Source organism: Bacteroides sp. D20 (genome assembly GCF_003436255.1).
Lineage (GTDB): Bacteria > Bacteroidota > Bacteroidia > Bacteroidales > Bacteroidaceae > Bacteroides > Bacteroides uniformis.
Map to the genome: position 1 here is coordinate 22,114 of NZ_QSOO01000008.1, position 22,830 is coordinate 44,943.

Annotated in this window: 14 protein-coding genes; 5 read left to right on the top strand and 9 right to left on the bottom strand. The window is 44.5% G+C overall.

Annotated elements, in window-relative coordinates:
• Positions 1-111: 111 nt before the first annotated feature.
• The 5 genes from DXD78_RS09950 to DXD78_RS09970 are packed head-to-tail and all read right to left on the bottom strand — an operon-like array spanning position 112 to position 5,355.
• Positions 112-1,368: a hemolysin family protein gene (locus DXD78_RS09950; RefSeq protein ID WP_005831951.1), complete on the bottom strand. Its 1,257-nt coding sequence runs from the start codon at positions 1,366-1,368 to the stop codon at positions 112-114.
• Positions 1,369-1,372: 4 nt separating this feature from the next.
• Positions 1,373-1,999 carry an LPS export ABC transporter periplasmic protein LptC gene (gene lptC / locus DXD78_RS09955; protein ID WP_005831952.1) on the bottom strand — a complete coding sequence of 209 codons (627 nt, stop codon included), beginning with the start codon at positions 1,997-1,999 and terminating at the stop codon, positions 1,373-1,375.
• Between the two features lie 4 nt (positions 2,000-2,003).
• Positions 2,004-3,329 (bottom strand): M48 family metallopeptidase, encoded by a 1,326-nt coding sequence (locus DXD78_RS09960; protein WP_005831953.1) that lies wholly within the window; start codon positions 3,327-3,329, stop codon positions 2,004-2,006.
• A gap of 45 nt (positions 3,330-3,374) precedes the next feature.
• Positions 3,375-4,637 (bottom strand): hypothetical protein, encoded by a 1,263-nt coding sequence (locus DXD78_RS09965; protein WP_005831954.1) that lies wholly within the window; start codon positions 4,635-4,637, stop codon positions 3,375-3,377.
• On the bottom strand, positions 4,624-5,355 hold the full coding sequence (locus DXD78_RS09970) for a type III pantothenate kinase (protein WP_005831955.1): 732 nt from the start codon (positions 5,353-5,355) through the stop codon (positions 4,624-4,626). Before DXD78_RS09970 ends, DXD78_RS09965 begins: the two co-directional genes overlap by 14 nt.
• Before the next feature lie 505 nt (positions 5,356-5,860).
• On the opposite strand from DXD78_RS09970, the gene DXD78_RS09975 reads away from it, so the two are divergent.
• The 5 genes from DXD78_RS09975 to DXD78_RS09995 all read left to right on the top strand — a co-directional run bounded on the left by DXD78_RS09975 (position 5,861) and on the right by DXD78_RS09995 (position 13,866).
• Positions 5,861-7,081 carry a DUF4105 domain-containing protein gene (locus tag DXD78_RS09975; protein WP_009038087.1) on the top strand — a complete coding sequence of 407 codons (1,221 nt, stop codon included), beginning with the start codon at positions 5,861-5,863 and terminating at the stop codon, positions 7,079-7,081.
• Complete coding sequence (locus tag DXD78_RS09980; RefSeq protein ID WP_009038086.1) at positions 7,081-8,649, top strand: alkaline phosphatase family protein; 1,569 nt, start codon at positions 7,081-7,083, stop codon at positions 8,647-8,649. The genes DXD78_RS09975 and DXD78_RS09980 overlap by 1 nt, the downstream gene beginning before the upstream one ends.
• Before the next feature lie 97 nt (positions 8,650-8,746).
• Complete coding sequence (gene secA / locus DXD78_RS09985; protein WP_009038085.1) at positions 8,747-12,082, top strand: preprotein translocase subunit SecA; 3,336 nt, start codon at positions 8,747-8,749, stop codon at positions 12,080-12,082.
• A gap of 170 nt (positions 12,083-12,252) precedes the next feature.
• A complete protein-coding gene (locus tag DXD78_RS09990; protein ID WP_009038084.1) occupies positions 12,253-13,353 on the top strand; it encodes a DUF6340 family protein in 1,101 nt (366 codons plus the stop codon).
• Positions 13,354-13,419: 66 nt separating this feature from the next.
• Positions 13,420-13,866 carry a hypothetical protein gene (locus DXD78_RS09995; RefSeq protein ID WP_005831967.1) on the top strand — a complete coding sequence of 149 codons (447 nt, stop codon included), beginning with the start codon at positions 13,420-13,422 and terminating at the stop codon, positions 13,864-13,866.
• A 106-nt stretch (positions 13,867-13,972) separates the two neighbouring features.
• Here DXD78_RS09995 and DXD78_RS10000 read toward each other — a convergent pair whose 3' ends face one another.
• The 4 genes from DXD78_RS10000 to DXD78_RS10015 form a co-directional block, all read right to left on the bottom strand.
• Complete coding sequence (locus DXD78_RS10000) at positions 13,973-16,975, bottom strand: glycoside hydrolase family 55 protein (RefSeq protein ID WP_034529554.1); 3,003 nt, start codon at positions 16,973-16,975, stop codon at positions 13,973-13,975.
• A 29-nt stretch (positions 16,976-17,004) separates the two neighbouring features.
• Positions 17,005-20,019 carry a glycosyl hydrolase family 28-related protein gene (locus DXD78_RS10005; protein ID WP_034529551.1) on the bottom strand — a complete coding sequence of 1,005 codons (3,015 nt, stop codon included), beginning with the start codon at positions 20,017-20,019 and terminating at the stop codon, positions 17,005-17,007.
• 71 nt (positions 20,020-20,090) lie between these two features.
• Complete coding sequence (locus tag DXD78_RS10010) at positions 20,091-20,807, bottom strand: DUF3823 domain-containing protein (RefSeq protein WP_005831972.1); 717 nt, start codon at positions 20,805-20,807, stop codon at positions 20,091-20,093.
• Between the two features lie 25 nt (positions 20,808-20,832).
• Positions 20,833-22,824 (bottom strand): RagB/SusD family nutrient uptake outer membrane protein, encoded by a 1,992-nt coding sequence (locus tag DXD78_RS10015; RefSeq protein WP_005831973.1) that lies wholly within the window; start codon positions 22,822-22,824, stop codon positions 20,833-20,835.
• Positions 22,825-22,830: the final 6 nt, after the last annotated feature.

The following is a 22,830-nucleotide window of genomic DNA, read 5'->3' on the forward strand; positions in this document are numbered from 1 at the left end:
TGATTTATTTGTTTATTATTATTTTCCTAACATGTTCATTTTAGCGCACGAAGATACAAAAAATGCTAATACGCATCCATTTATTCTTTAAAAAATTACGCCTAAATGAAATTATTCAATGACTTTCAGTCTTACCAACTCAATTTTAGTGGCTGTTACCTTGATTATTTTAAACTGATAATTATCCACTTCAATCACTTCATGCAGTTTCGGGAAACTTTGATAACGGTTCAAAATCAGACCGCCCACTGTCAGATAATCATCCGATTCCGGCAGGTCGAGCCCGAAAGTCTCATTTACCTTTTCTATTTCCAGACGGGCCGAAAGCACATATTCACGTTCACCCAACTGCTTACACACATAGGATGTGTTATCATGCTCATCCTCAATATCGCCAAAAATTTCTTCCACCAAATCCTCTAAAGAGACGATACCCGCCGTACCACCGAATTCGTCCACCACTACAGCAATCGTTTTTTTCTGTTGCATGAACAGTTTCATCAGTTTGTGGGCCGACATCGTTTCGGGTACAATAGGCACTTCCTTCACGTTATTCCTCCAGTCCACCGGATTCCTGAACATCTCCGACGAGTGAATATATCCCACCACATTATCTATATTTCCATCATATACTATGATTTTGGAAATACCCGACTCCACAAAAAGACATTTCAATTCTTCCAATGTAGTGGTCAGATCTACAGCTACCACCTCTGTACGCGGTACAATACAGTCGCGTATCTTTATATTCGAAAAGTCAAGCGCATTTTGGAATATCTTTACCTCTGCATCCAGTTCTTCTTCACTTTCCGCATTCTCTATGCTCGACTGGATGAAGTAATCCAAATCCACTTTGCCAAAAGCCTTGGCCGACGCCTCCTTGTTTACTTTCATCCCAAATATCCGAAGGAACAGATACGACAATCCCGATGCAAACTTTGAAACAGGAAACAGAATGACATAACATATGAATAAAGGAATGGCACATACCCTCAGCATCAGATTGGGATTGATTTTAAACAAAGTCTTCGGCAAGAACTCACCGGTTACCAAAATAATAAGAGTGGAAATTACAGTCTGCACCAACACCATTACAAAATGATTGGAAATAATTCCGGCAAGAAGATTCACCTCTATGATTTGTGCCATCAAGATACCATAAATGACAAGCGCGATGTTATTACCCACCAGCATGGTCGAGATGAAGTTATTCGGGTTGCGAAGGAAATAGGAAATGATACCGGAAGTGACGCCTGACTTCCTTTCCATCTCAAAGCGCAGTTTATCTACGGAAACAAAGGCAATCTCCATTCCTGAAAAGAAAGCAGAGAAAGCCATGGTTATCAATAAAAAAATAACGGTATCCATTTTATCAATTTATGGTATCAGTCTGCAAGCTGTCTGCTGCGGCAGTCTCCTCGTCAACATAGAAGATACCCTCCGGCTTGCGAATCGTGTAAACAGTCATCTGCTGATTGGATTCAAAGCCATGTCCCGTAATGATACGGTCAGGCTGCTCGATACGGATAAACTCATCCGAATAAATTCTTTGTGCCCGCTGGTCCCAATACAGCAGCTCTGTATCAAACTGCTCACCTTTCAAATTCTGTATATGCACATTCCCCATCAGTTTCCACAACTCCTCCTTATTAAAGAAGTAGGCTGTATCAGCCTTGATACTTGCCTCCACTTGGAAGATAGAGTCGAACTTCTCCAAATAGACCCCCTTTTCAAAAGCCCAGTAAGGAGGATTCTTCCGGTCAAAGACCAGCCACTCTTCCGTATTGATGCGGTAACGCGTTACACCGGAATCAGAAACCAGTGTAGTCACCCCGCGGGTATCCATCACTGCCATAGAGTCACGCTCGGTAATGGCATCTCCCAGCTCCTTCTTCTTCCCGGAACACGAAGAAAATAAAAGAAGCATAACCATTGCCCCAAGGACAATGGTTATGCTCGCATTTTTATGATAAACAATGTTGATGGGTTGTAGCAACATGATTTTATCTGATAGTTGTAGATTCACCTATCCATCCACCGATAGTGATACGGTCACCAGCTTTGTAACCCAACATAAAGAGGTCTTTAGCCTGGGGAGTGTGGCGGGAATAAGTACTAATCAATTCGTTAGCACGTTCTGTAACTGAAGGATCTACAGCTTTAGCTCTCTGCAGCTTGTCAATTACTACAAAGTAAGTACACTTATTCAGAGCAGGCTCATCGGTCCAGTTAGGATTGGAGCCGTAAAGCTGTGCCAGTAAAATATAAGGCTCTCCATAGTTCTCCTTAAAGCTCATAGCCTTTTGGCAGTAGCTTCTTGCCTGAGAGAGTTTCTTGGCCTGCATCAAGGCTGCGGCAGTAGCGTATGCCATTTCAGCCTTCTTGTCATTATCAGTTTCTTTAGCCAATGCTTCATCAAAATACTTCACGGCATTGTCATAGTCACCTTTCTTATAGTACATGTATGCTACACCTACAGCTGCATCGGCAGTCGGGTCAATCTGATACATGTACTCAGATGCCTTGAAGTAAACTTCGCTTTCGTTGCACTTCATCAATTTCAGGATGTTCAATGCCTTCTTCAAGAAAGCGGAGTCAGTCTTGCTTGCTTCCACCTTAGGACCATAGATATTCTGCAAAGATTCACAATCAGCTACACCACTCTGAATGAACATGGCCACGAGGTTATCCTTGATAGCTTGCAAGTTAGCCTTCTTAGCTTCCTTGGTTTCAGCAGCAAGTGCGTCATCTGCATACTTGGAAGCATCAATATAATCCTGGAAAAACTGGTCGGTATGATTATCATCAGCCTTTACCTTCTGCATGGAAGTATCCAGGAAATAGTGCAACACCGCACCTTTGGAACCACCCTTTTCAGCATGAACAGATTCTTTCAGCCAATTATAAGCCGTATTAAGGTCCGGAGCAGGAGCGAACTGAAGATAATCCACAGCTTTGGCACCCAAGGCATCAGCCACACTCGGCACACCCTTCATTCCCTTACCAATGAATTCAGGAATGTACTTCATTCTCAAATCATATACATCCATCAACTCATCAAAATACTTCTTGTAATCAGCAGAATTTCTATCCTTAATCTGACTCAAGAAACCCACTAAAATCTTCTGAGCATCTGTAAATGTGTAATACCGCAGTGTAGGACAATCCTTCAATACAGCCATACAAGGAGCGTATGCATCCTTAAAGTTACCAGCTCTCACTGCTTCATGAGAGATACTACTGTTCGAATTACAATTTTCAGTCTGTGCGAAAGTGCTGGTCACTCCACCCGAAAGGAGCAAGACAGCCACAAGCGTCTTAATTTTCATTGTATTTAAATTTTAGTTGTTATATTTTTGTCTATTCAATTTCCATTAATCCACTTTACGCTTGAAGAACCAACGTTCGTTAAAGGTTACTCCGATACAAATGCGCAATGTATTTTCGTTCAAGAACGCTGCTTGGGTTCCTTTGGTTCGCACGTATTGTGCAGAAAGACTCAATACGGAACGGGTTCTCGGTATGGGCAATCCAAAACCGGCAGTAACGCCATATTCATCAGCGGCACGTACACCGTCTATCTTATAATAAGGTTTGGAATAATAAGCTCCCAAACGATACTTCACATGAGACAAATAACTTCGTCCCATAGGATTCGGCAGATACTCTGCACCAACGGATATTCTTCCACGGTCGCAAAACGCCTCGTCATTGTTCATATAACTCACTTTACTCCAATTCTGGAACATTACATCCGCGCCTACAGTCAGTCGGTTGTCGTACACGTAGGTCACACCTGCGCCAAATGTTGTCGGAATGCCACAAGTAACGACAGTATCCCTTGTTACCGAAGTAGCTCCCGTATTGCTATTACCAGTCTGCGTAACTTCGTACGCATCGTTACTCAGATCATGCCCCGGAGAAAAGACAACTCCCAACGTTGCAACATGTTTTTTCCCAAACTGGTGAGTGTACTGCGCTCCAAAATCCAACTTATAACTCTTTACAGCCACATTAGACTGTATTGTAATAGGAAATACACTTGAACTGGACGGAAAGGTCTCCGCAGCGGTTCTTGTTATATCTCCCCAAAGATACGAAAAATTCGCACCGACAGAAAGATTTTTAATTATTTTAAAACCGGCACCTAAATAAAGCTGGTGCAAGCCTCCTTCTCCCGAATAGCTTACCGTAGTAGATTTGTCTGGAAATTCCGTATCTTCCCGATATTCTCCCATACTGTATCCAACGTTTGAATAAGGCAGCAACCCCAAGCTTATGGCAGCCCATTTACTTGCACGAAACTGCATCGTGATATAGTCAAAACTGGAATTCTTGGCATTTCGTTTCAGAGTACCGTTACTGAGATTTGTATTCTGTAGAGAGACTGCTCCATCGAAGATAAAAGTCAGCGAATCTACCGCCGTATAGGATGCAGGATTAGCAAAGTTAGTCTGATACTTGTCCCGTAAACCATAGGCAATACCACCCATCGCCCTACTGTTGCTCGAGCCTTGTTCAGATAACTGTCCATATCCATATCGTGTATAGGGAGAATTTGTATTATTTTGAGCGACTGCCGCTCCTGATAATATCGTGAGCAAGAGCACTAACAGTGTTTGTCTATAGCCTGTCATTATTATAGTTTAAAATTCTATTTAATCCTTTCAACACTAAAAATCTGTCTGCAAAGATGATACTTTTTAAGTTTGTATCAAAAGAAAAATCATCCCCGCCCGTTAAAAAAACCAAAAGTTCAGGATATTTATGCTTCATAACCGTAATGTAACCTGAAATTTCATATTCAATACCCTTCAGTACTCCGGCACGGATAGCCGTATCGGTATCCTTCCCCATGGGCACCATCCGCCCCTCAAGAGCCACCATTGGAAGCCGTCCGGTAAACTGATGAAGCGCCTTGAAACGCATCTGCAGGCCGGGAGAGATATTCCCGCCATGATAGCGGGCAGCAGCATCGACAAACTCATAAGTGATACAGGTACCGGCATCAATCACCAGTATATCCCTGCCAGGAAATTGCTCATTGGCTCCTACCACCGCCGCCATACGATCATACCCCAGCGTCCGGGGAGTTTCATAGAGGTTTTCTACCGGAAGAGAAGTCTTTTCATTGAGCCACAGAATGGGGACAGCCATATCTTCCAGTTGCGACAACACCTCTCTACTCAAATCAATGACAGTAGCCACTATCGCTTTTTCAATCGTATATGTACGGCATACTTCAGGCAACCGTTCCAACGTCAGATTGGAGTCATACACCACCTCCACGATACGTCCACCATCAAACACCGCCATCTTGGCGATTGTATTTCCTATATCAATAATGAGATTCACCGTATTGCATAAATTTAGCGGCGCAAAGATATAACATTAATATTGAAATTCAGCAGAAACCATCTCTTTATTAGAAGAACAACTGCACAAGAATTCTTATTCACATCCACACCAAACAACCACAATGCCACTTCTACATTCTGTTGAGATTTATTAAAGCCGCAACATCATACCACAACCACCTGATTATCAATACAGCTAAATGCGCTACATTCAGTATACGACTGAGCCCTATTCAGTATACGATTGAATGGCATTCAGTATACGACTGAATCAGGTTCAATATACCACTATTTCTTGCACCCGTATCGTTTGTAAATAGAAAATACCTACCACTCGTACTCGACAGTTGATTCAAAACAACCAATAATGCGAATTAAGAATTGTATCAAGTTCATAATTAAAAAAGATTCTTCGGACACAGATGACCGGGATAACGCGAATAACCGCTTTAGTTCCTAATCACAAATTGGGATAATATTAGTTTTTTCCGTAAGTTTGCAGCATGAAACGAAGCCTACTTATACATATATATATAGCAATCTTTTTCTTCTGTTTGCCTTCAGCAAATGCCCAGGTGACACAACAGCAAAAGACTGCTGCAACAGACTCCGTACGCGTCAGCCTACTGACTTGCGCTGCAGGAGGAGAGATTTATTCCCTATTCGGACACACTGCCATACGGTACGAGAACTATACACGTGGCATTGACGCCGTCTTCAATTACGGCATGTTCAACTTCAACGCCCCTAACTTCATCTTCCGTTTTGCCTTGGGAGAAACGGATTATCAACTTGGAGTAACCGATTATGAGCATTTCGCCGCCGAATACAACTATCTGGGACGCGATGTCTGGCAACAAACGTTAAACCTAACAGAAGAGGAAAAAGAACGCCTGATAGCACTATTGACAGAGAACTACCGCCCTGAAAACCGAGTATACCGCTACAATTTTTTCTACGACAATTGTGCCACCCGCCCGCGGGACCAGATAGAGCGTGCCATCAACGGCACTCTGCAATACGCTGACAATATGACTGCTAACAGTACGGGAATCTCTTTCAGGGATTTGCTGCATAAATACAGTGAAGGCCATTTGTGGTCACGTTTCGGCATGGACCTATGCATGGGCAGCAAAGCAGACGAACCCATCAACCGGCGGCTGGCAATGTTCGTCCCCTTCTACATGCAGGAGTATTTCAATAAAGCGCAGATTGTGGACAAAGAAGGACAAGCACGGCCACTGGTTGCCAAAGAAGAAAAAATCGTAGTAACGGGTAAAACACCAGCCGACTTCGTCAGCAGAGGCATCACACCGATGCAGTCGGCTTCGCTATTACTGATACTTGTAGCAGGCATCAGCATTTACGGCATACGAAGAGGGAAAACTCTTTGGGGCATAGACCTCATACTCTTCTTGGTTGCCGGAATGGCTGGATGTATACTGGCATTTTTAGCACTATTCTCACAGCATCCGGCAGTAAGTCCCAATTATATATTATTTGTATTCCATCCATTTCACCTTTTCTGCCTTCCATTCATGCTATCCAGGGTACGAAAAAGGGGAATAAGCCGCTATATGCTGGTTGATTTTGTAGTTTTAACACTTTTTATAGGGCTTTGGACAATAATTCCGCAGAGAATTCCGCCAGCAGTATTACCTTTGGCACTGTGTTTGCTGATACGTTCTGCAAGCAACCTCATTCTAACATACAAACGAAAGTAATGAAAAAAGGACTGATAACTTCCATACTCGCACTTACATTCAGTGGTCTGCAAGCCCAACCGCTGCCTGCCTCCCCAAAGCTGGTGGTAACATTGACCATTGACCAGTTGCGTACAGACTATATGGAAGCATTTTCGTCCTTATACGGAGAAAAGGGGTTTAAGCGCTTACTGCGTGAAGGTAAAGTATTCCGTCAAGCAGAATTTCCTTTTTGCGGAACGGACCGAGCCTCGGCCATTGCCGCCATCTATACCGGGACAACACCGTCCATGAACGGCATCATTGCAGAGCAGTGGCTGGATGCAGGTACACTACGCCCCATAAACTGTGTAGAAGACCCCAACTTCATGGGCAACTATACCGACGAAAGCACTTCCCCCTCCCAATTACTGACCTCTACTATTGCCGACGAGCTGAAAATAGCTACCCGCAACAAAGGTCTGGTCTATGCCATCGCGCCTTTCCGCGATGCCGCCATATTGGGTGCCGGGCACGCGGGGAACGGTGCTTTCTGGCTTAATAACAATACCGGAAAATGGTGCAGTACGACTTATTATAATGAATTTCCGTGGTGGCTGAGCCAATACAACGACCGGAAATCTCCTGACTACCGTATCAAGGATATGGTATGGACACCTGCACTTCCTTTTACCAACTATACATTTCTGCCCGAATGGCGCAACGAGCCATTCAAATACAAGCTGGATGGTGAACGGACAAACAAGTTCCGCCGCTTGATAACCAGCCCTTTCATCAATGAGGAAGTCAACCTGCTGACCGAAGAGCTGCTGAATAAGAGCACTATCGGACAAGATGACGTGCCCGACCTATTATCGCTGACTTACTACGCAGGAAATTATAACCACCGAAGTACGCAGGAATGTGCCATGGAAATGCAAGACACCTACGTGCGACTGGACCGTAGTATAGCTTCCTTATTAGAGCTCATAGAACGTAAAGTTGGGCTCCACAACGTACTTTTCTGCATCACCTCCACCGGCTATGCCGACCCGGAAGCAGCCGACCCGGGCGTATACCGGATACCGGGTGGTGAATTCTACCTGAACCGCTGTGCCGCCCTGCTAAACATGTACCTCATGGCATCCTATGGCGAGGGACAATATGTGGAAGCTTATTATGACCAACAAATCTATCTCAACCATAAACTTATTGAGAACAAGCAGTTGAGCCTGACTGAAATTCAAGAAAAATCTACCGAATTTCTGGTTCAGTTTAGTGGCGTGAGCGAAGTATATTCAGCTCATCGCCTGCTTTTGGGCCCCTGGTCACCGCAAATAGAACGTATACGCAATAGTTTTCATCGCAAGCGCTCTGGCGATTTGCTCATTGAAATACTCCCGGGCTGGACTATCATGCAGGAAAATAGTACTGATAACCGTGTAGTACGTACGGCCGATATTCCTGCTCCCCTCATTTTATTGGGAGGAGGAATGAAGGCTGAAACCATCCGTACCCCCATCAGTATTGACCGCATTGCCCCTACCTTGGCAAGTGTAATGCGCATCCGCGCCCCTAATGCAAGTACAGCATCTCCCCTTGACTTTTGATTCTAAAATAATCTGTGCAAATCTGGATAATCTGTATAGAAATCAGTAACTTTGCACGCTCAACTAACTCAGCAATAATAATAAAAACAAATATATAATGGGATTTAATGAATTTTTAAGCTCGATTTTCGGCAACAAATCCACACGCGACATGAAAGAAATACAACCGTGGGTGGAGAAAATCAAAGCCGCTTACCCGGAAGTAGCCAAACTCGACAACGACGCCCTACGCGCCAAGACAGAAGAACTGAAAGCCTACATCCACGATTCGGCAGCCGAACAACGCGCCAAAGTGGAAGAACTGAAAGCCAGCGTTGAAGATACCGAACTGGAAAAACGCGAAGACCTCTTCAACCAAATCGACAAAATCGAGAAAGAGATATTGGAGATTTATGAAAAAGCGCTGGACGAAGTATTACCCACCGCTTTCTCTATTGTAAAGGAAACAGCCAAACGATTCTCTGAAAATGAAGAAATAGTGGTTACAGCTACCGATTTTGACCGCCAACTGGCTGCCACTAAAGACTTTGTACGCATCGAAGGCGATAAAGCCATCTACCAGAACCATTGGATAGCAGGTGGTAACGATACTGTATGGAACATGGTACATTATGATGTACAGCTATTCGGTGGTGTGGTTCTACATAAAGGTAAGATTGCCGAAATGGCAACCGGTGAAGGTAAGACATTGGTAGCTACCCTACCGGTATTCCTCAATGCCCTGACTGGTAACGGCGTGCACGTGGTAACAGTGAACGACTATCTGGCAAAACGTGACTCCGAATGGATGGGTCCTCTTTACATGTTCCACGGTTTGAGTGTAGATTGCATCGACAAGCACCAGCCCAACTCTGATGCCCGTCGCAAAGCTTATCTGGCAGATATCACGTTCGGTACAAACAATGAATTCGGTTTCGACTACCTGCGTGACAACATGGCTATCAGCCCCAAAGACCTGGTACAACGCCAACATAATTATGCCATTGTCGATGAGGTGGACTCAGTATTGATTGATGATGCCCGTACTCCGCTGATTATCTCCGGACCGGTTCCCAAAGGCGATGACCAACTCTTCGAACAGCTCCGCCCGCAAGTGGAACGTCTGGTAGAAGCTCAGAAAAAACTGGCTACCCAATACCTGGCCGATGCCAAGCGCCTGATTGCATCGAACGATAAGAAAGACCAGGAAGAAGGCTTCCTCGCTTTGTACCGCAGTCACAAGTGCCTGCCCAAGAACAAGGCACTCATCAAGTTCCTCAGCGAACAAGGCATCAAGGCCGGTATGCTGAAGACCGAAGAAATCTACATGGAGCAGAACAACAAGCGCATGCACGAGGTGACTGACCCGCTGTACTTCGTTATCGAAGAGAAAATGAACAGCGTGGATTTGACTGACAAGGGCGTAGACTTGATTAGTAGCAATGTAGAGGACCCCACTTTCTTCGTACTCCCCGATATCACAGCGCAACTCTCTGCCTTGGAAAACGAAACAGAGCTGACAGACGAACAGCGCCTTGAAAAGAAGGATGCCCTGATGACCAACTATGCCATCAAAAGCGAACGTGTGCATACCATCAACCAACTGTTGAAGGCATACACCATGTTCGAGAAAGATGACGAATATGTGGTAATTGACGGCCAAGTGAAAATTGTGGATGAGCAGACGGGACGTATCATGGAAGGACGTCGTTATTCTGACGGTTTGCACCAAGCCATCGAAGCCAAAGAAGGCGTGAAAGTAGAAGCTGCCACCCAGACTTTTGCCACCATTACATTACAGAACTATTTCCGTATGTACCACAAACTATCCGGTATGACCGGTACGGCAGAAACAGAAGCCGGCGAGTTGTGGGACATCTACAAACTGGATGTAGTGGTTATTCCGACTAACCGCCCCATTGCCCGTAATGACATGAATGACCGCGTTTACAAGACAAAACGTGAAAAATATAAAGCAGTCATCGAAGAGATAGAAAAAATGGTGGCAGCAGGACGCCCCGTACTGGTGGGTACCACTTCTGTTGAAATCTCTGAAATGTTGAGCAAAATGCTTACCATGCGTAAGATTGAACATAGTGTATTGAATGCCAAACTGCATCAGAAGGAAGCGGATATTGTGGCTACTGCCGGTTTGAAATGTGCTGTAACCATCGCTACCAATATGGCCGGCCGTGGTACCGACATCAAGCTGAGTCCGGAAGTGAAAGCTGCAGGCGGTCTTGCCATCATCGGTACAGAACGCCACGAATCACGCCGTGTGGACCGTCAGTTACGTGGTCGTGCAGGACGTCAAGGCGACCCGGGTTCTTCTGTATTCTTCGTATCTTTGGAAGATGACCTGATGCGTTTGTTCTCCAGTGACCGCATTGCCAGTGTAATGGACAAACTGGGTTTCAAAGAAGGTGAAATGATTGAACACGGCATGATTTCCAAATCCATTGAACGTGCGCAAAAGAAAGTTGAGGAAAACAACTTCGGCATCCGTAAGCGTCTGTTGGAATATGACGACGTGATGAACAAGCAACGTACAGTAGTCTACACCAAACGCCGCCACGCTTTGATGGGCGAACGTATCGGCATGGATATCGTGAACATGATTTGGGACCGTTGTGCCAATGCCATTGAAGCGCCCGACTACGAAAACTGCAAGATGGATGTGCTCCAGACACTTGCCATGGAAGTACCTTTCACCGAAGAGGAATTCCGTAATGAGAAGAAAGAAAAACTGGCAGACAGAACTTTTGACGCTGCCATGGAACTCTTCAAACGCAAGACAGAACGTATGGCACAGATAGCCTATCCGGTCATCAAACAAGTATACGAAACGCAGGGACACATGTACGAAAACATACTTATCCCCATCACAGACGGAAAACGTATGTACAACATCTCCTGCAACCTGAAGAGAGCTTATGAGACAGAATGTAAGGAGGTGGTGAAGTCATTCGAGAAATCCATCTTGCTGCACGTCATCGACGAAGCATGGAAAGAAAACCTGCGCGAGCTGGACGAGCTGAAACACTCCGTGCAGAATGCAAGTTACGAGCAGAAAGACCCGCTGCTGATTTACAAGCTGGAATCTGTGAACTTGTTTGATGCCATGGTGAATAAGATTAATAATCAGACTATCTCTATCTTGATGCGTGGACAAATCCCGGTACAAGAGGCTCCGGCTGAAGCCCCTGAGGCTCCCCAGGCTCCCCGTCAAGTAGAGGTGCGCCAGGCTGCTCCGGAACAACGCCAGGATATGAGCAAGTATCGCGAACAGAAGGTTGATTTGAATGACCCGAACCAGCAGACCGCTGCGGCACAAGATACACGTGAACAACCAAGACGCGAACCTATCCGTGCCGAGAAGACCGTAGGACGCAATGATCCTTGTCCTTGCGGAAGCGGTAAGAAATACAAAAACTGCCACGGAAGGAATGCATAAAGTAAAGCTATAAAATGATAAGGCGATAGGGTGATAAGATGATACCGTCAGGTATCTTTTATCACCCTATCACTTTTTCTCCTACCACATTATCACATTTTTTATTCGTTCCAGCTTTTGAATATTCAGCTAAAAGAGTACTTTTGCTCCAAAGAACAAAACCAAAGACTATGACCAAATATCACTATTGTCTGTTATTGATGGGGTCTCTGCTGTTAGGCAGCTGCCAGAGTGTAGAACAACTGTCCATTGATTATATGCTTCCGGCAGAAGTCAGTTTCCCGGCAACACTGAAACGTGTGGCTGTTGTCAACAACATGCCAAACGTACCGGACAACAAACTCATCATCAGTGAGGAAGAACAGAAAAAAAGCGAGAATGAGGTGGCACGCCTCACCAACTACTACAATGGAGACGCCGCAATAACAACCGAATCCCTTGCAGAGGCCCTTGCCAACGAAAACTACTTTGAAGAGGTTGTGATATGCGACTCTGCCCTCCGGAGTAAAGACATCAATCCCCGCGAAAGCACATTATCGAGAGATGAAGTACTGGAACTTACACAGAATTTGGACGTAGATTTCCTGATAGCCCTGGAAAACATACAAATGCGTTCCAATCGCAAGATAAGTTATATGCCCGACTGGGGTGTGTTCCTCGGCACAGTGGATGTAAAGGTATATCCTACCGTCAGAATATATTTACCTAACCGCAAAGGTCCTATGGTGACCGTCAACAGCAATGACAGTATTTTCTGGGAAGAGGCAGGAAATGGTGAAGCGTCAGTACGTTCCCGCCTCATCAGCGAAGAAGACATGGTGAAGCAAGCATCTGAATTTGCAGGAACGGTTCCGGTAAGACATCTACTCCCTTATTGGAAAACTGGTAACCGCTATCTCTTCAGTGGTGGTTCTGTAAATATGCGTGACGCAGCCGTATATGCCAAAGAAGAAAATTGGAGTAAAGCAGTAGAGCTCTGGAAGCAGACCTACGAAACAAAAAAAGGAAAACAGAAAATGTATGCAGCCTATAACACCGCTTTGGGCTACGAAATGCAAGACAGCATAGATACTGCCTTGGAATGGGCATTAAAAGCGCAAACCCTTGCCCGTGAGAAAAGCAAGACAGACAAAAAAGAGACAGGCGAAATACATGATGGAACCATCTCCTATTACATCTTTATCAGCATGTATGTAGACGAATTGGAGAAACGAAAAGAGGGAATGGCACGCCTGAACATGCAAATGAACAGATTTGATGATGATTTTTAGTCAAATGATGCAGAGATAACCGTTTTTTTTATACCTTTGAACAACCATTAAGAAAAGAAAGTTATTATGAAGCTCAGTCAATCGTCATTAGCACTCTTGGAGGACACTCTTAAAAAAGCAATCGGCAAATACACCTGCGGTTGCGAACAGACTATCGTTACAGACATTCATCTGCAACCGAATCAGAATTCGGGCGAACTGTCTATCTTTGATGATGAAGATGAAGAGCTTGCCAATACTTCCATTGAAGAATGGATGACATACGAGGGGGATGATTTCTACGAAAATGTAGAGCGTATCTTGTCCTCACTGCTCTGCAACATGAAAAATGAAGGAAAGTTCGACAAGCTGACTATTCTGAAACCATTCTCTTTTGTACTGGTGGATGATGATAGAGAAACAATAGCAGAACTGTTGCTGATGGATGATGATACTCTATTGGTCAATGAAGAGCTACTGAAAGGATTGGATGAGGAACTGGATTCTTTTCTGAAAGAGCTGCTGGAAAAATAATATTCCAAACAATCAGCCTATAAGGAAAAGAGACCTTCTTATAATAAATTAGCCCCTGCGATATAAAACGACCGCAGGGGCTAATTCTTTTTTACCTATACAATACCTAACGTATCTTAATTCCATAGAAAGAACTTGAGGTGGTAACAAAAAGCATATCCTTCTGCCTTCCACCAATTGCCAAGGAAATCGGGCGTTCTTCTATCTGAATACGTCTCTGCTCTTTACCATATTTGTCATAGACAAATATTTCACCATCAGCAACATAGACATTTCCGTCAGCATCGGTCACATTACTGTATTGGCCATAAGGACATATTATTCCTTGTTCTGTCAAACGGCCATCCCCACCAACGGAAAGTTGTACTGTCGTTTTATTCATCTCATTTACAATATAAACCGGTTCTGACTGACCGGGAACTGTAACAGTCAAAGCACAAGAACGCCCCAAATCATAGGTATCCGGAATAATTGTCACGCCATCCGGAGCGACAAAACTATACTCAGGCATACTGGCAACCACCTTGTCAAAGTCACCTCTCCAACGACTGGAAGGGTGAATGACTTTCTGTATATTCTTCATACCGGCTGTAACGACACGTGGCATAGGCTTCATCGTAGCATCCACGTTATCCGGATTAAAAGAATACCCCCAAGCACTCCAGCCACTGTTACCCCAACCACTGTACATCGGATTATCATCCGGCAAGCGCACTACCGTTTCCTGCTTGCCGTTCACCAGATAACCCGGCTGAGGGTCATAGCGGAAAATAACCAGCAGATTGTCTTGCGTATCAGTAGTCAATGTAAAAGGCTTCCAGGGATAATCGGCTATCAAAGTAATCTGCTCCGTGTCTGCCGACCATCTATAGATTTTCTTCAGACGGTTTTCACAGAAGTAGATATTTCCTTTACTGTCGGTAGTAGCTCCGGAGGCCAGTTCAAAACCGGTAGCCAGCTTCACAGGCTTGTCCATGACCGTGCAGGAAGGGCGAAGGCTCTTCTCGCTACCCGAAACAGTGAGACGGGCAAAGTCCCACGAATAAACGGGCAACTTCTTATTCATATCATATATAGGAAACTCTATGACTGGCAATATCTGCGTATAATTGTGCATATTACGGAAAGTGATATTCTTGCAATCCCATATGCGGAAACCTATCCTCTTCGGCATAAAGGCACGGATAACGCGATACATCCACACATTTACCATTTCGATATTTTGACAATTGGACATTTCTGCCATATAACAATCAGGCCCTTCACGACCTTCTTCCTCAAACTGGAAAGCATAAATTTTCCAGTTGGCCACATTATGGAAACGGGCTTCAGTACGGACATGATGCTCCAAAGACATGGCATAAATACGTCCCGGAGTCTTCGTTTCGCTAATATAAAGCCCACTGGCAGCATACGTACTGGCTGTCCAAACATCCTTAATTGTCCCACCGCCATTGTTTGTAATCCACAAACTCCAATACTGGTTGTCCCAAGCCATATCCTTACCGGTCTCCATGACCGGAGAAGACGGGGAACTAATTCGACGCTCGCCCCTGCGGTAAGACGACTGTCCGGAAACATTCGGAGCCGGTTTGCGCAAGGTGCCGTGCCCGCCTACAAACTTCACATCATTCAAGTACGAACGCTCACCCGCCATCCATTTACAGCCGACAGCACGGTAATTATACGCACCGGTATTAATACCTATACCATTCAGCATGTCGTCGCCGCCTTCGGAAGATTCAACCAAAGGCACAGGCACGCCGAAACCACTGAATGCAGGCTCGCTTTCCTTCAACAGAAATTGAGTCCCAAAAGGATGCAGCCCAATCAGCTTAGTACCGGGAGACAGCTTCAACGTTCTCGTCAGGCGATACCAACCCTGGGGCACATAGATGTTTTTATGCAAAGAGACAGCTTTCTCAAAAACTTCCGTATCATCAGTCTCGCCATCACCTTTTGCCCCTAAGTCTCGGATATTGACCCATGTCTCCATTGCCGGAAGAACCGGAAGGTCCTTGCCAAGTGTAACCGGCAGTTTTGCCACCGGCTCTATTTCACATATTTCCCTGAAAGAAGAAGCATCATTCAAATCCTGATACACCAGACCGTAAGTAAACTCCTTGACTCTGTACATTTTTGCTTTTCCGGCAACTTTCTTTCCACTTTGAGCATAGCCCACCAGTACGGGAACATTCCTGCAATCCACATTCACCAGATTCAATTGCGAAAAAGTATTTCCCTCTACGCTTACCCTGACACCGGCTTCCGAAATATTCTCCCACAACGAATTCTCCACATGAAGACGGTCTGCCAGATTCTCTGCCATTTCAAAGGCAACGGGCGTATTCTTCACATGCATATTGACGATGGCAAATCCCACCTCTTTTGAATAGACAGCCGCCTTTCTCTGCCCCTCAAAGTAAGTATCGACCATCATCATAGGCCACCCCGGAGAAGTCCTGGAGGAAATTATCCCATATTCACCGCCATAGAACCTGACGTCTTCCAGTTCATTGCCAACATCATACATGCCGGCTTTCCCCGAACCAATCCGAATGTCGCAATGATTGATAAATCCATGCTGGGCAAAATGCGCACGAATGGCGACGGCTTGAGGATTACCTTTGTCTATACGGAAATCTACATTGGACACCGCACTATAGAAAGTACCTGCACCGGCATCCGAAGGCTTCCTGCCCTCTTGTGCCAGCCCTCCCGTAAACCATATCATATAATTTTGAGTAGTCTGGAAACCGGGTGTATCGGCTCCCAAATAAATCACCGGCCGTTTCTTCCCATAACCAATCAGCCGAATGGATGAGGGAATTTGAATCGTCTTGCTAATACGATAATTTCCTTCCGGCAGAAACAGTATCCCAAAGTTCTTTTCGCGCTTCACCTGATTGATTGCCTCTTGAAGTGCATCGGTCACGTCGGACTTTCCATCAGCCTTGAAGCCGTAATTCTCCGGGGTAAAGTAGAATGCTTCCGGATCGTCCGGTCTTTGCGTATAGGCGGAACCACCCTCTGCCGCCCACCCGGACGGCATATTACCGATAATCCAACAGACTATCAGCAGGTATCTCATTATTTGATAATTTCTCATTACACAGATTGTTTTAATATGGATTTTCCTTATTTAATACGTACACCAAAGAACTTGGAACGGCCTGTGACAAACAATGTATTGCCATCCTTACCGCCAAACTGTAATGTGGACGGACGTTCGGGAACACGAATCATCCCTTTCTTCTTGCCATCCTTATCAAATACATATATTTCTCCGTCAGCCACATACAAGTTCCCTTCCTTATCTACAGCAGAACCAAATTCGCCCTGCTCCACAAAATAGCTCAAGTTGGAGAGCGTGCCGTCATTGGCCACATCCATCTTCACCATTCTGCGGTCATATTCATCAGATGTATAGAAAGGCTTTCCCGGATAGGCTTCCAGCAGGGAAGAACTACGTGACAAGTCGAAATAATGAGGAATGATAGTTTTTCCATCCGGTGCCAGGAAGCACATTTCAGGAACATAGACCGACACCGCATTGAAATCGTGGAAGTCTCTCCAACGGTTAGAAGGATAAAGAGCCTTATACACGTTCTTCACTTGACCCATCGGAACACGCGGCAACAGTTTGATGGTCTCTTCCGGATTTTCCGGGTCAATGGAGTAGACTCTCATTGTATATGCGGAATTACCATATCCGCTGAAAGAAGTACCTTTTGTATCAGGCATTACCGGCATTTCCTCCGGCTTACCATTAATCAGATATCCCGGCTGCGCATCATATCTGAACAATACCAATAGATTATCTTCTGAATCAAAAGCCAGGTTGGAGGGTTTCCACGGGAAATCTGCCAGCAGCGACAAGCTATTTGTCTCTACCGACCACTTAAAGATACGACGCATCCGATGGTCGCAGAAGTAAATGTTACCTTTACTGTCGCGCGCAATGCCTTCGGCAAATTCCAAATCGGAAGCCAATTGGTTCACCTTACCTATTTCATTGCCTAACGATTGCTGATGAGGTTCTTTTCCGGTTACAATCAAGCGAGAAAGTTCCCACGGGCGGATGTCAATGTCTTTGTTGACATCGAACACTGCAATGTTATTCGTATATTTAATCTGAGAATAGTTATGCAGGTTCAGAAATGCGATGTTCTCGCAATTGCGGATACGTACAGAACTGTGATACGGTTCATTGACACGGATAACGCGGAACATATACAAGTTTGCAAAGGTCACATCTTTGCAGTCGTCCATCTCTATCGGTTGGCAATCGGTACTTTCGCGGCTCTCTTCCTCGGTTTGCATGCAATACACCTTCCAGTTGGACACCTTGCTGAAACGTACTTCATTTCTTACATGATGCTCGATGGACATGGCATAGATACGCCCCGGAGTAGAAGTATTGTTGGCATAGAAACCATTGGTGGCATATGTGCTTGCTGTCCAGATATCTTTAAAGGTGCCACCACCGTTGTTGGTCACCCACAGACTCCAATACTGGTTGTCCCAAGCAAGATCCATGCCCGAAGCCGCTACCGGATTATCGGGAGAACTGATACGAGCCGGTCTGTTCCACCGGCCACGTGGTTCCTCAACACCCGGTTTAGGTTTCCATAAACCGCCATGCCCGCCTACAAACTTCACGTCATTCATATAAGAATCTGCATTTGCCATCCACTTCACACCTACAGCACGATAGTTATAACCGCCGGTATTGATACCAATGCCCATCAGCATATTTGCACCGCCTTCCGAAGATTCCACCATCGCTTTCGGACCGCCAAAACCACTGAATGCAGCAGTACTTTCGTCTAGCCGGAACTGAGTGCCAAAAGGATGCAGGCCTATCAACTTGGTATCGGGCTTCATCTTCAAAGTTTCGGTAATGCGATACCAGCCCTGGGGCACATAGATATTATCGTACTTGTCAATAGCCTCCTGGATGGCCTTCGTATCATCCGTTTCCCCATCTCCCTTTGCACCGAATTCGCGCAGATTTACCCATGTTGCCATTGCAGGCAGTGCAGGGATGTCCATCAGTTGGGCAACCGGCATCTTCTGTATCGGTTCAATATCAACCAACGTTTCATATTCCGGCATATCCACCATGTTATCCATCTGCAAGCCGTGGTCGTATGACTTTACCTTATAGATTTTATGAGCAACATGGGTGGCCGTATTGCTACGGGTATATTTCGCCAAGGTCGGTACATTCTTACAATATACATTGCGAAAGGTTATCTGATTGTTGCTGTTGTTCTCGTTGGTAATCACCACTGCCGGACCACTTACATTTTCAAAATAGCTGTTTTCCAAAAATAACTTGTCGCAATAATTAGGGTCAATATCAAATACAGCCGGAACATTCTTGGCATACAGATTCACCATTGCCAAACCGGACTCCTGACAACGAAGAGCAGCTACACGTTGTCCCTCAAAATAAGAGTCGACCATCATTACCGGCCATCCGGGAGAGGCTTTTGTCGTATAAATGCCATAATCTCCCCCGTAAAAAGCAACGTTTTCCAACTCATTGCCCACATCGAACAGACCAGCCTTGCCTTTACCTATGTATACGGCCACATAACTGATAAAACTGTGTTGGGCAAAGTGTGTGCGTAGCGCCACTGCATGCGGATTACCATCTTCTATGCGCAAGTTGATATTCGACATGGCACTGTAGAACGTACTGGCACCGGCATCACGGGGTTTCTCACCTTCCTTGACAACGGCTCCCGTAAACCAGAACATGTATTTAGCTTTTCCTTTATCATCAGCTACTTCCTCTTGAAAACCCGGAGAATTCTTAGCCAGAATAAATTCCGGGCGATTCTTTCCATAGCCAATCAAACGAATAGCCGTAGGAATATAAATGGTCTTGCTGATTTTATATTTACCTTCAGGGATAAAAAGGATTCCGAAATTCTTTTCTTTCTTCACTTGATTAATCGCTGCCTGCAAAGCATCCGATACATCCATCTTTCCATCCGCCTTTATAGGATAGTTCTCGGGAGTGAAATAAAAAGCTTCGGAGTCATTGGGTTTTAGAGGATAAATCGAATTCAATTGTACAGCATACAACTGAGTACATATCATCCCCAGCAAAATTAAAATAATCGTGTTCAATTTCTTCATGGTCTTATTTTTAATGTATGGATAAAAAAAGACGTTCTGCCGTCAAGCAGAACGTCTCCCTCTGCTATAAATTACAATTTTATAACTACTACCGGCGCATAATTATGCCGTACAGTGCCCACACCCGAAACATCAGCCAGAGCGCCAATACGGAAATAATAATTCTTGCTGTATTTCAAGACATCAGCATTTTGTCCCAGATCGATGGACAATGTATAAATATCAGCGCTATTTATAGCAGTACTCGGACTAAACACTTGCTTATCAGTCCCTCCATTCAACGTCAATTTCACATTGTTACCTACCCACATATCTGAAAAAGCAAACAACTGAATCTCTTTCAATTTCACTTCTTGTTTACCAGCTTCCAACGAGAATGTAGCAGTAATTACATTGCCATTCTTTTCTACTTTTGGACTTTTGACGCGAATATAAGGAATAACCTTGAAATCATACACATTATCCCCTGACTTAACAACAAAATCCTTCACTTCAAATGGATAAAAATTCCCATTTTCAAAACGAACATCATAAGTGGCAGCAAAAACCATATTGTTACGATATTCTCCGGTATTTGTGATATACCAGGTTTGATCCGTAGCATTAGTAAATCCATGCTCCCTCACTTTAATTGCATTACCGTTTTCCATATCAGAACCTACAAGTTCACCTGTCTGTTCGTCAAGGATAGAACCATGTATGGAAGCATCCGGTCCCTCATAATTATCAATTTCACAAGATGTCAATGCAAATAAGAAGCATGACACAAATAACAATATCTTTTTCATAACTTTCTACTTAATATTATTCAAATTAATGACCTGGATTCTGAACTAAACCATTCGTGGCAATATTAGGTATGCCCCTATAGTAGTTGATGTTCTGGAAAGTACGCCCTCCTCTTGTTTCGTCACCAAAGTAGTTCACCCTTGCAAAGACATATTTAGGCTCTGCACCACGCAAGTCAAGCATCGGCACCAAAGCTTTACGAATTCTATTATTGCTGAACTCAGTATGGAATTCCCTACGACGATTCATATCCCAAAAACGCTTTCCTTCAAACGCCATCTCCACACGACGTTCCTTCAAAACACTCTCTAATGTCAAAGATATCCGGTCGGTATGTCCGGCTCTACGTCGCAAAGCATTCAAATAGTTCTCAGCCAATTCCTTATCGCCAAATCCACTACCATTTTCCACAACAGCCTCAGCATAATTCAGGTAGACTTCTGCCAAACGCATATCAATATAAGAGGTAGTGGACGAAAGACGGTCGGGAGACATGCTCTCGCCCTCGGGCATATACTTACGAACTCCAAAACCTGTAGCAGTCCAATTAGCATCCTCACCACTGTTCACATTATTAAATCCAGAGAACATGGTTTCACCTTCGGCTCCTAAAGCATAATATGTTGTTCCATTTTTCTGAGTAGACTCGTTTGAATAAGCCACATAGCTATTATTGTCCTTAATAAATCCGCCCTGGATAATAATCTCAGTGCCGGCATAAGATGAACCCGGCACAACCACACTTGCCAACAGACGTGCATCCTTGTTGGCAAACGGTTCATACAAATCGTTATATTTAACAAAAGGTACTGACATCAAGGTGTTCACTACAGAAGCATTATTCATATTATGGAAATTAGGGATATAAGCATCTTCATTCCCATCCGTACGAGTTACAATCTTTGCACTTTTTCCCGTGCCGTCATCCGTATAATCTTCAAACAAATCAACGATTTCCAACATCGGATTGAAACGTCCATATTTCAGAGCGCCCGGATTGACTTGAGGAAGGATATTAAACTGAGCATAGCTATGTCCCTGATTAGTATTGGTTGTTCCATTAAGATACGCTTTACTGAAAATGACCTCTTCATTCTGGTCATTCAGGAACAAGGCCTGGAAGTTTGATGCAGCCTCCTTAACAGTAGCCGGAGCAGGTTTATAAAGAGATTTACCGGAATTCTCTATAAGGGACTTAGATGCTTCAATACATTCTTTATAGAATGCATCGGCATCGGCAGAAGTCATTCCACCCACCAGTTTCTGAGTGACAGCTTCACCAGCCAAAGGTGCCAGATTCCAATACTTGGCTACAGAAGCTGCATGAAGTGCAACTCTTGACTTCAACGCATAAGCTGCCCACTTGGTTACGCGATACAAATCCGAACCAGAAGTCGCATCGGGCAAGGTAGCAGCAGCAAGGGTACACTCATTCAATACAAATTTCCAAGTATCCAACTCTGTACTGCGGGGAACTGCCACAGCACCCGGTCCACCATCGGCATAATCATCGTCCTGCACTTTGTCAATCAGAGGAACGCCGCCATATCTTTTTACAAGCCCATAATACATATAAGCACGTGCAAAATGGGCTTCACCAGTCATACGATCCGCATCTGCAACAGAAATTGTTCCTGCTTCTTTGGCTTTTTCTACATTTTGCATAAAAATATTCACTTGACGAATATCTCCATAGGGCCAATAATTGAATCCTTCATAACCTATATCCACTCCTCCGTCACTACGGGTAGCTTCGTCGGTAAGAAATGCTAAATTAGTAGTTTCATTCACACCATCATAACCGCGTTGATTAAAACCAGCATTCGGACGATAATTAAAATCTTCCATAGGAATCATGGTATATATGTTTGCCAATAGTGCCTTTACACCACCTTCTGTCTCCAATAACTGATCGGGAGACACTTTATCCAGCGGTTCAAGTTCCAAGAAGGCATTACAACCGGACAATCCCATCAATGCACATAACGAGAATATCGATAAAATATTTTTTTTCATGGTATT

Excerpts from the sequence above, each read along its gene's own strand:
- DXD78_RS09975 (WP_009038087.1), top strand. The coding sequence starts at position 5,861 with ATGAAACGAAGCCTACTTATACATATATATATAGCAATCTTTTTCTTC.
- DXD78_RS09950 (WP_005831951.1), bottom strand. The coding sequence starts at position 1,368 with ATGGATACCGTTATTTTTTTATTGATAACCATGGCTTTCTCTGCTTTC.
- lptC (WP_005831952.1), bottom strand. The coding sequence starts at position 1,999 with ATGTTGCTACAACCCATCAACATTGTTTATCATAAAAATGCGAGCATA.
- DXD78_RS10015 (WP_005831973.1), bottom strand. The coding sequence starts at position 22,824 with ATGAAAAAAAATATTTTATCGATATTCTCGTTATGTGCATTGATGGGA.
- DXD78_RS09990 (WP_009038084.1), top strand. The coding sequence starts at position 12,253 with ATGACCAAATATCACTATTGTCTGTTATTGATGGGGTCTCTGCTGTTA.
- secA (WP_009038085.1), top strand. The coding sequence starts at position 8,747 with ATGGGATTTAATGAATTTTTAAGCTCGATTTTCGGCAACAAATCCACA.
- DXD78_RS09960 (WP_005831953.1), bottom strand. The coding sequence starts at position 3,329 with ATGAAAATTAAGACGCTTGTGGCTGTCTTGCTCCTTTCGGGTGGAGTG.
- DXD78_RS10005 (WP_034529551.1), bottom strand. The coding sequence starts at position 20,019 with ATGAAGAAATTGAACACGATTATTTTAATTTTGCTGGGGATGATATGT.
- DXD78_RS09965 (WP_005831954.1), bottom strand. The coding sequence starts at position 4,637 with ATGACAGGCTATAGACAAACACTGTTAGTGCTCTTGCTCACGATATTA.
- DXD78_RS10000 (WP_034529554.1), bottom strand. The coding sequence starts at position 16,975 with ATGAGAAATTATCAAATAATGAGATACCTGCTGATAGTCTGTTGGATT.
- DXD78_RS09995 (WP_005831967.1), top strand. The coding sequence starts at position 13,420 with ATGAAGCTCAGTCAATCGTCATTAGCACTCTTGGAGGACACTCTTAAA.
- DXD78_RS10010 (WP_005831972.1), bottom strand. The coding sequence starts at position 20,807 with ATGAAAAAGATATTGTTATTTGTGTCATGCTTCTTATTTGCATTGACA.
- DXD78_RS09980 (WP_009038086.1), top strand. The coding sequence starts at position 7,081 with ATGAAAAAAGGACTGATAACTTCCATACTCGCACTTACATTCAGTGGT.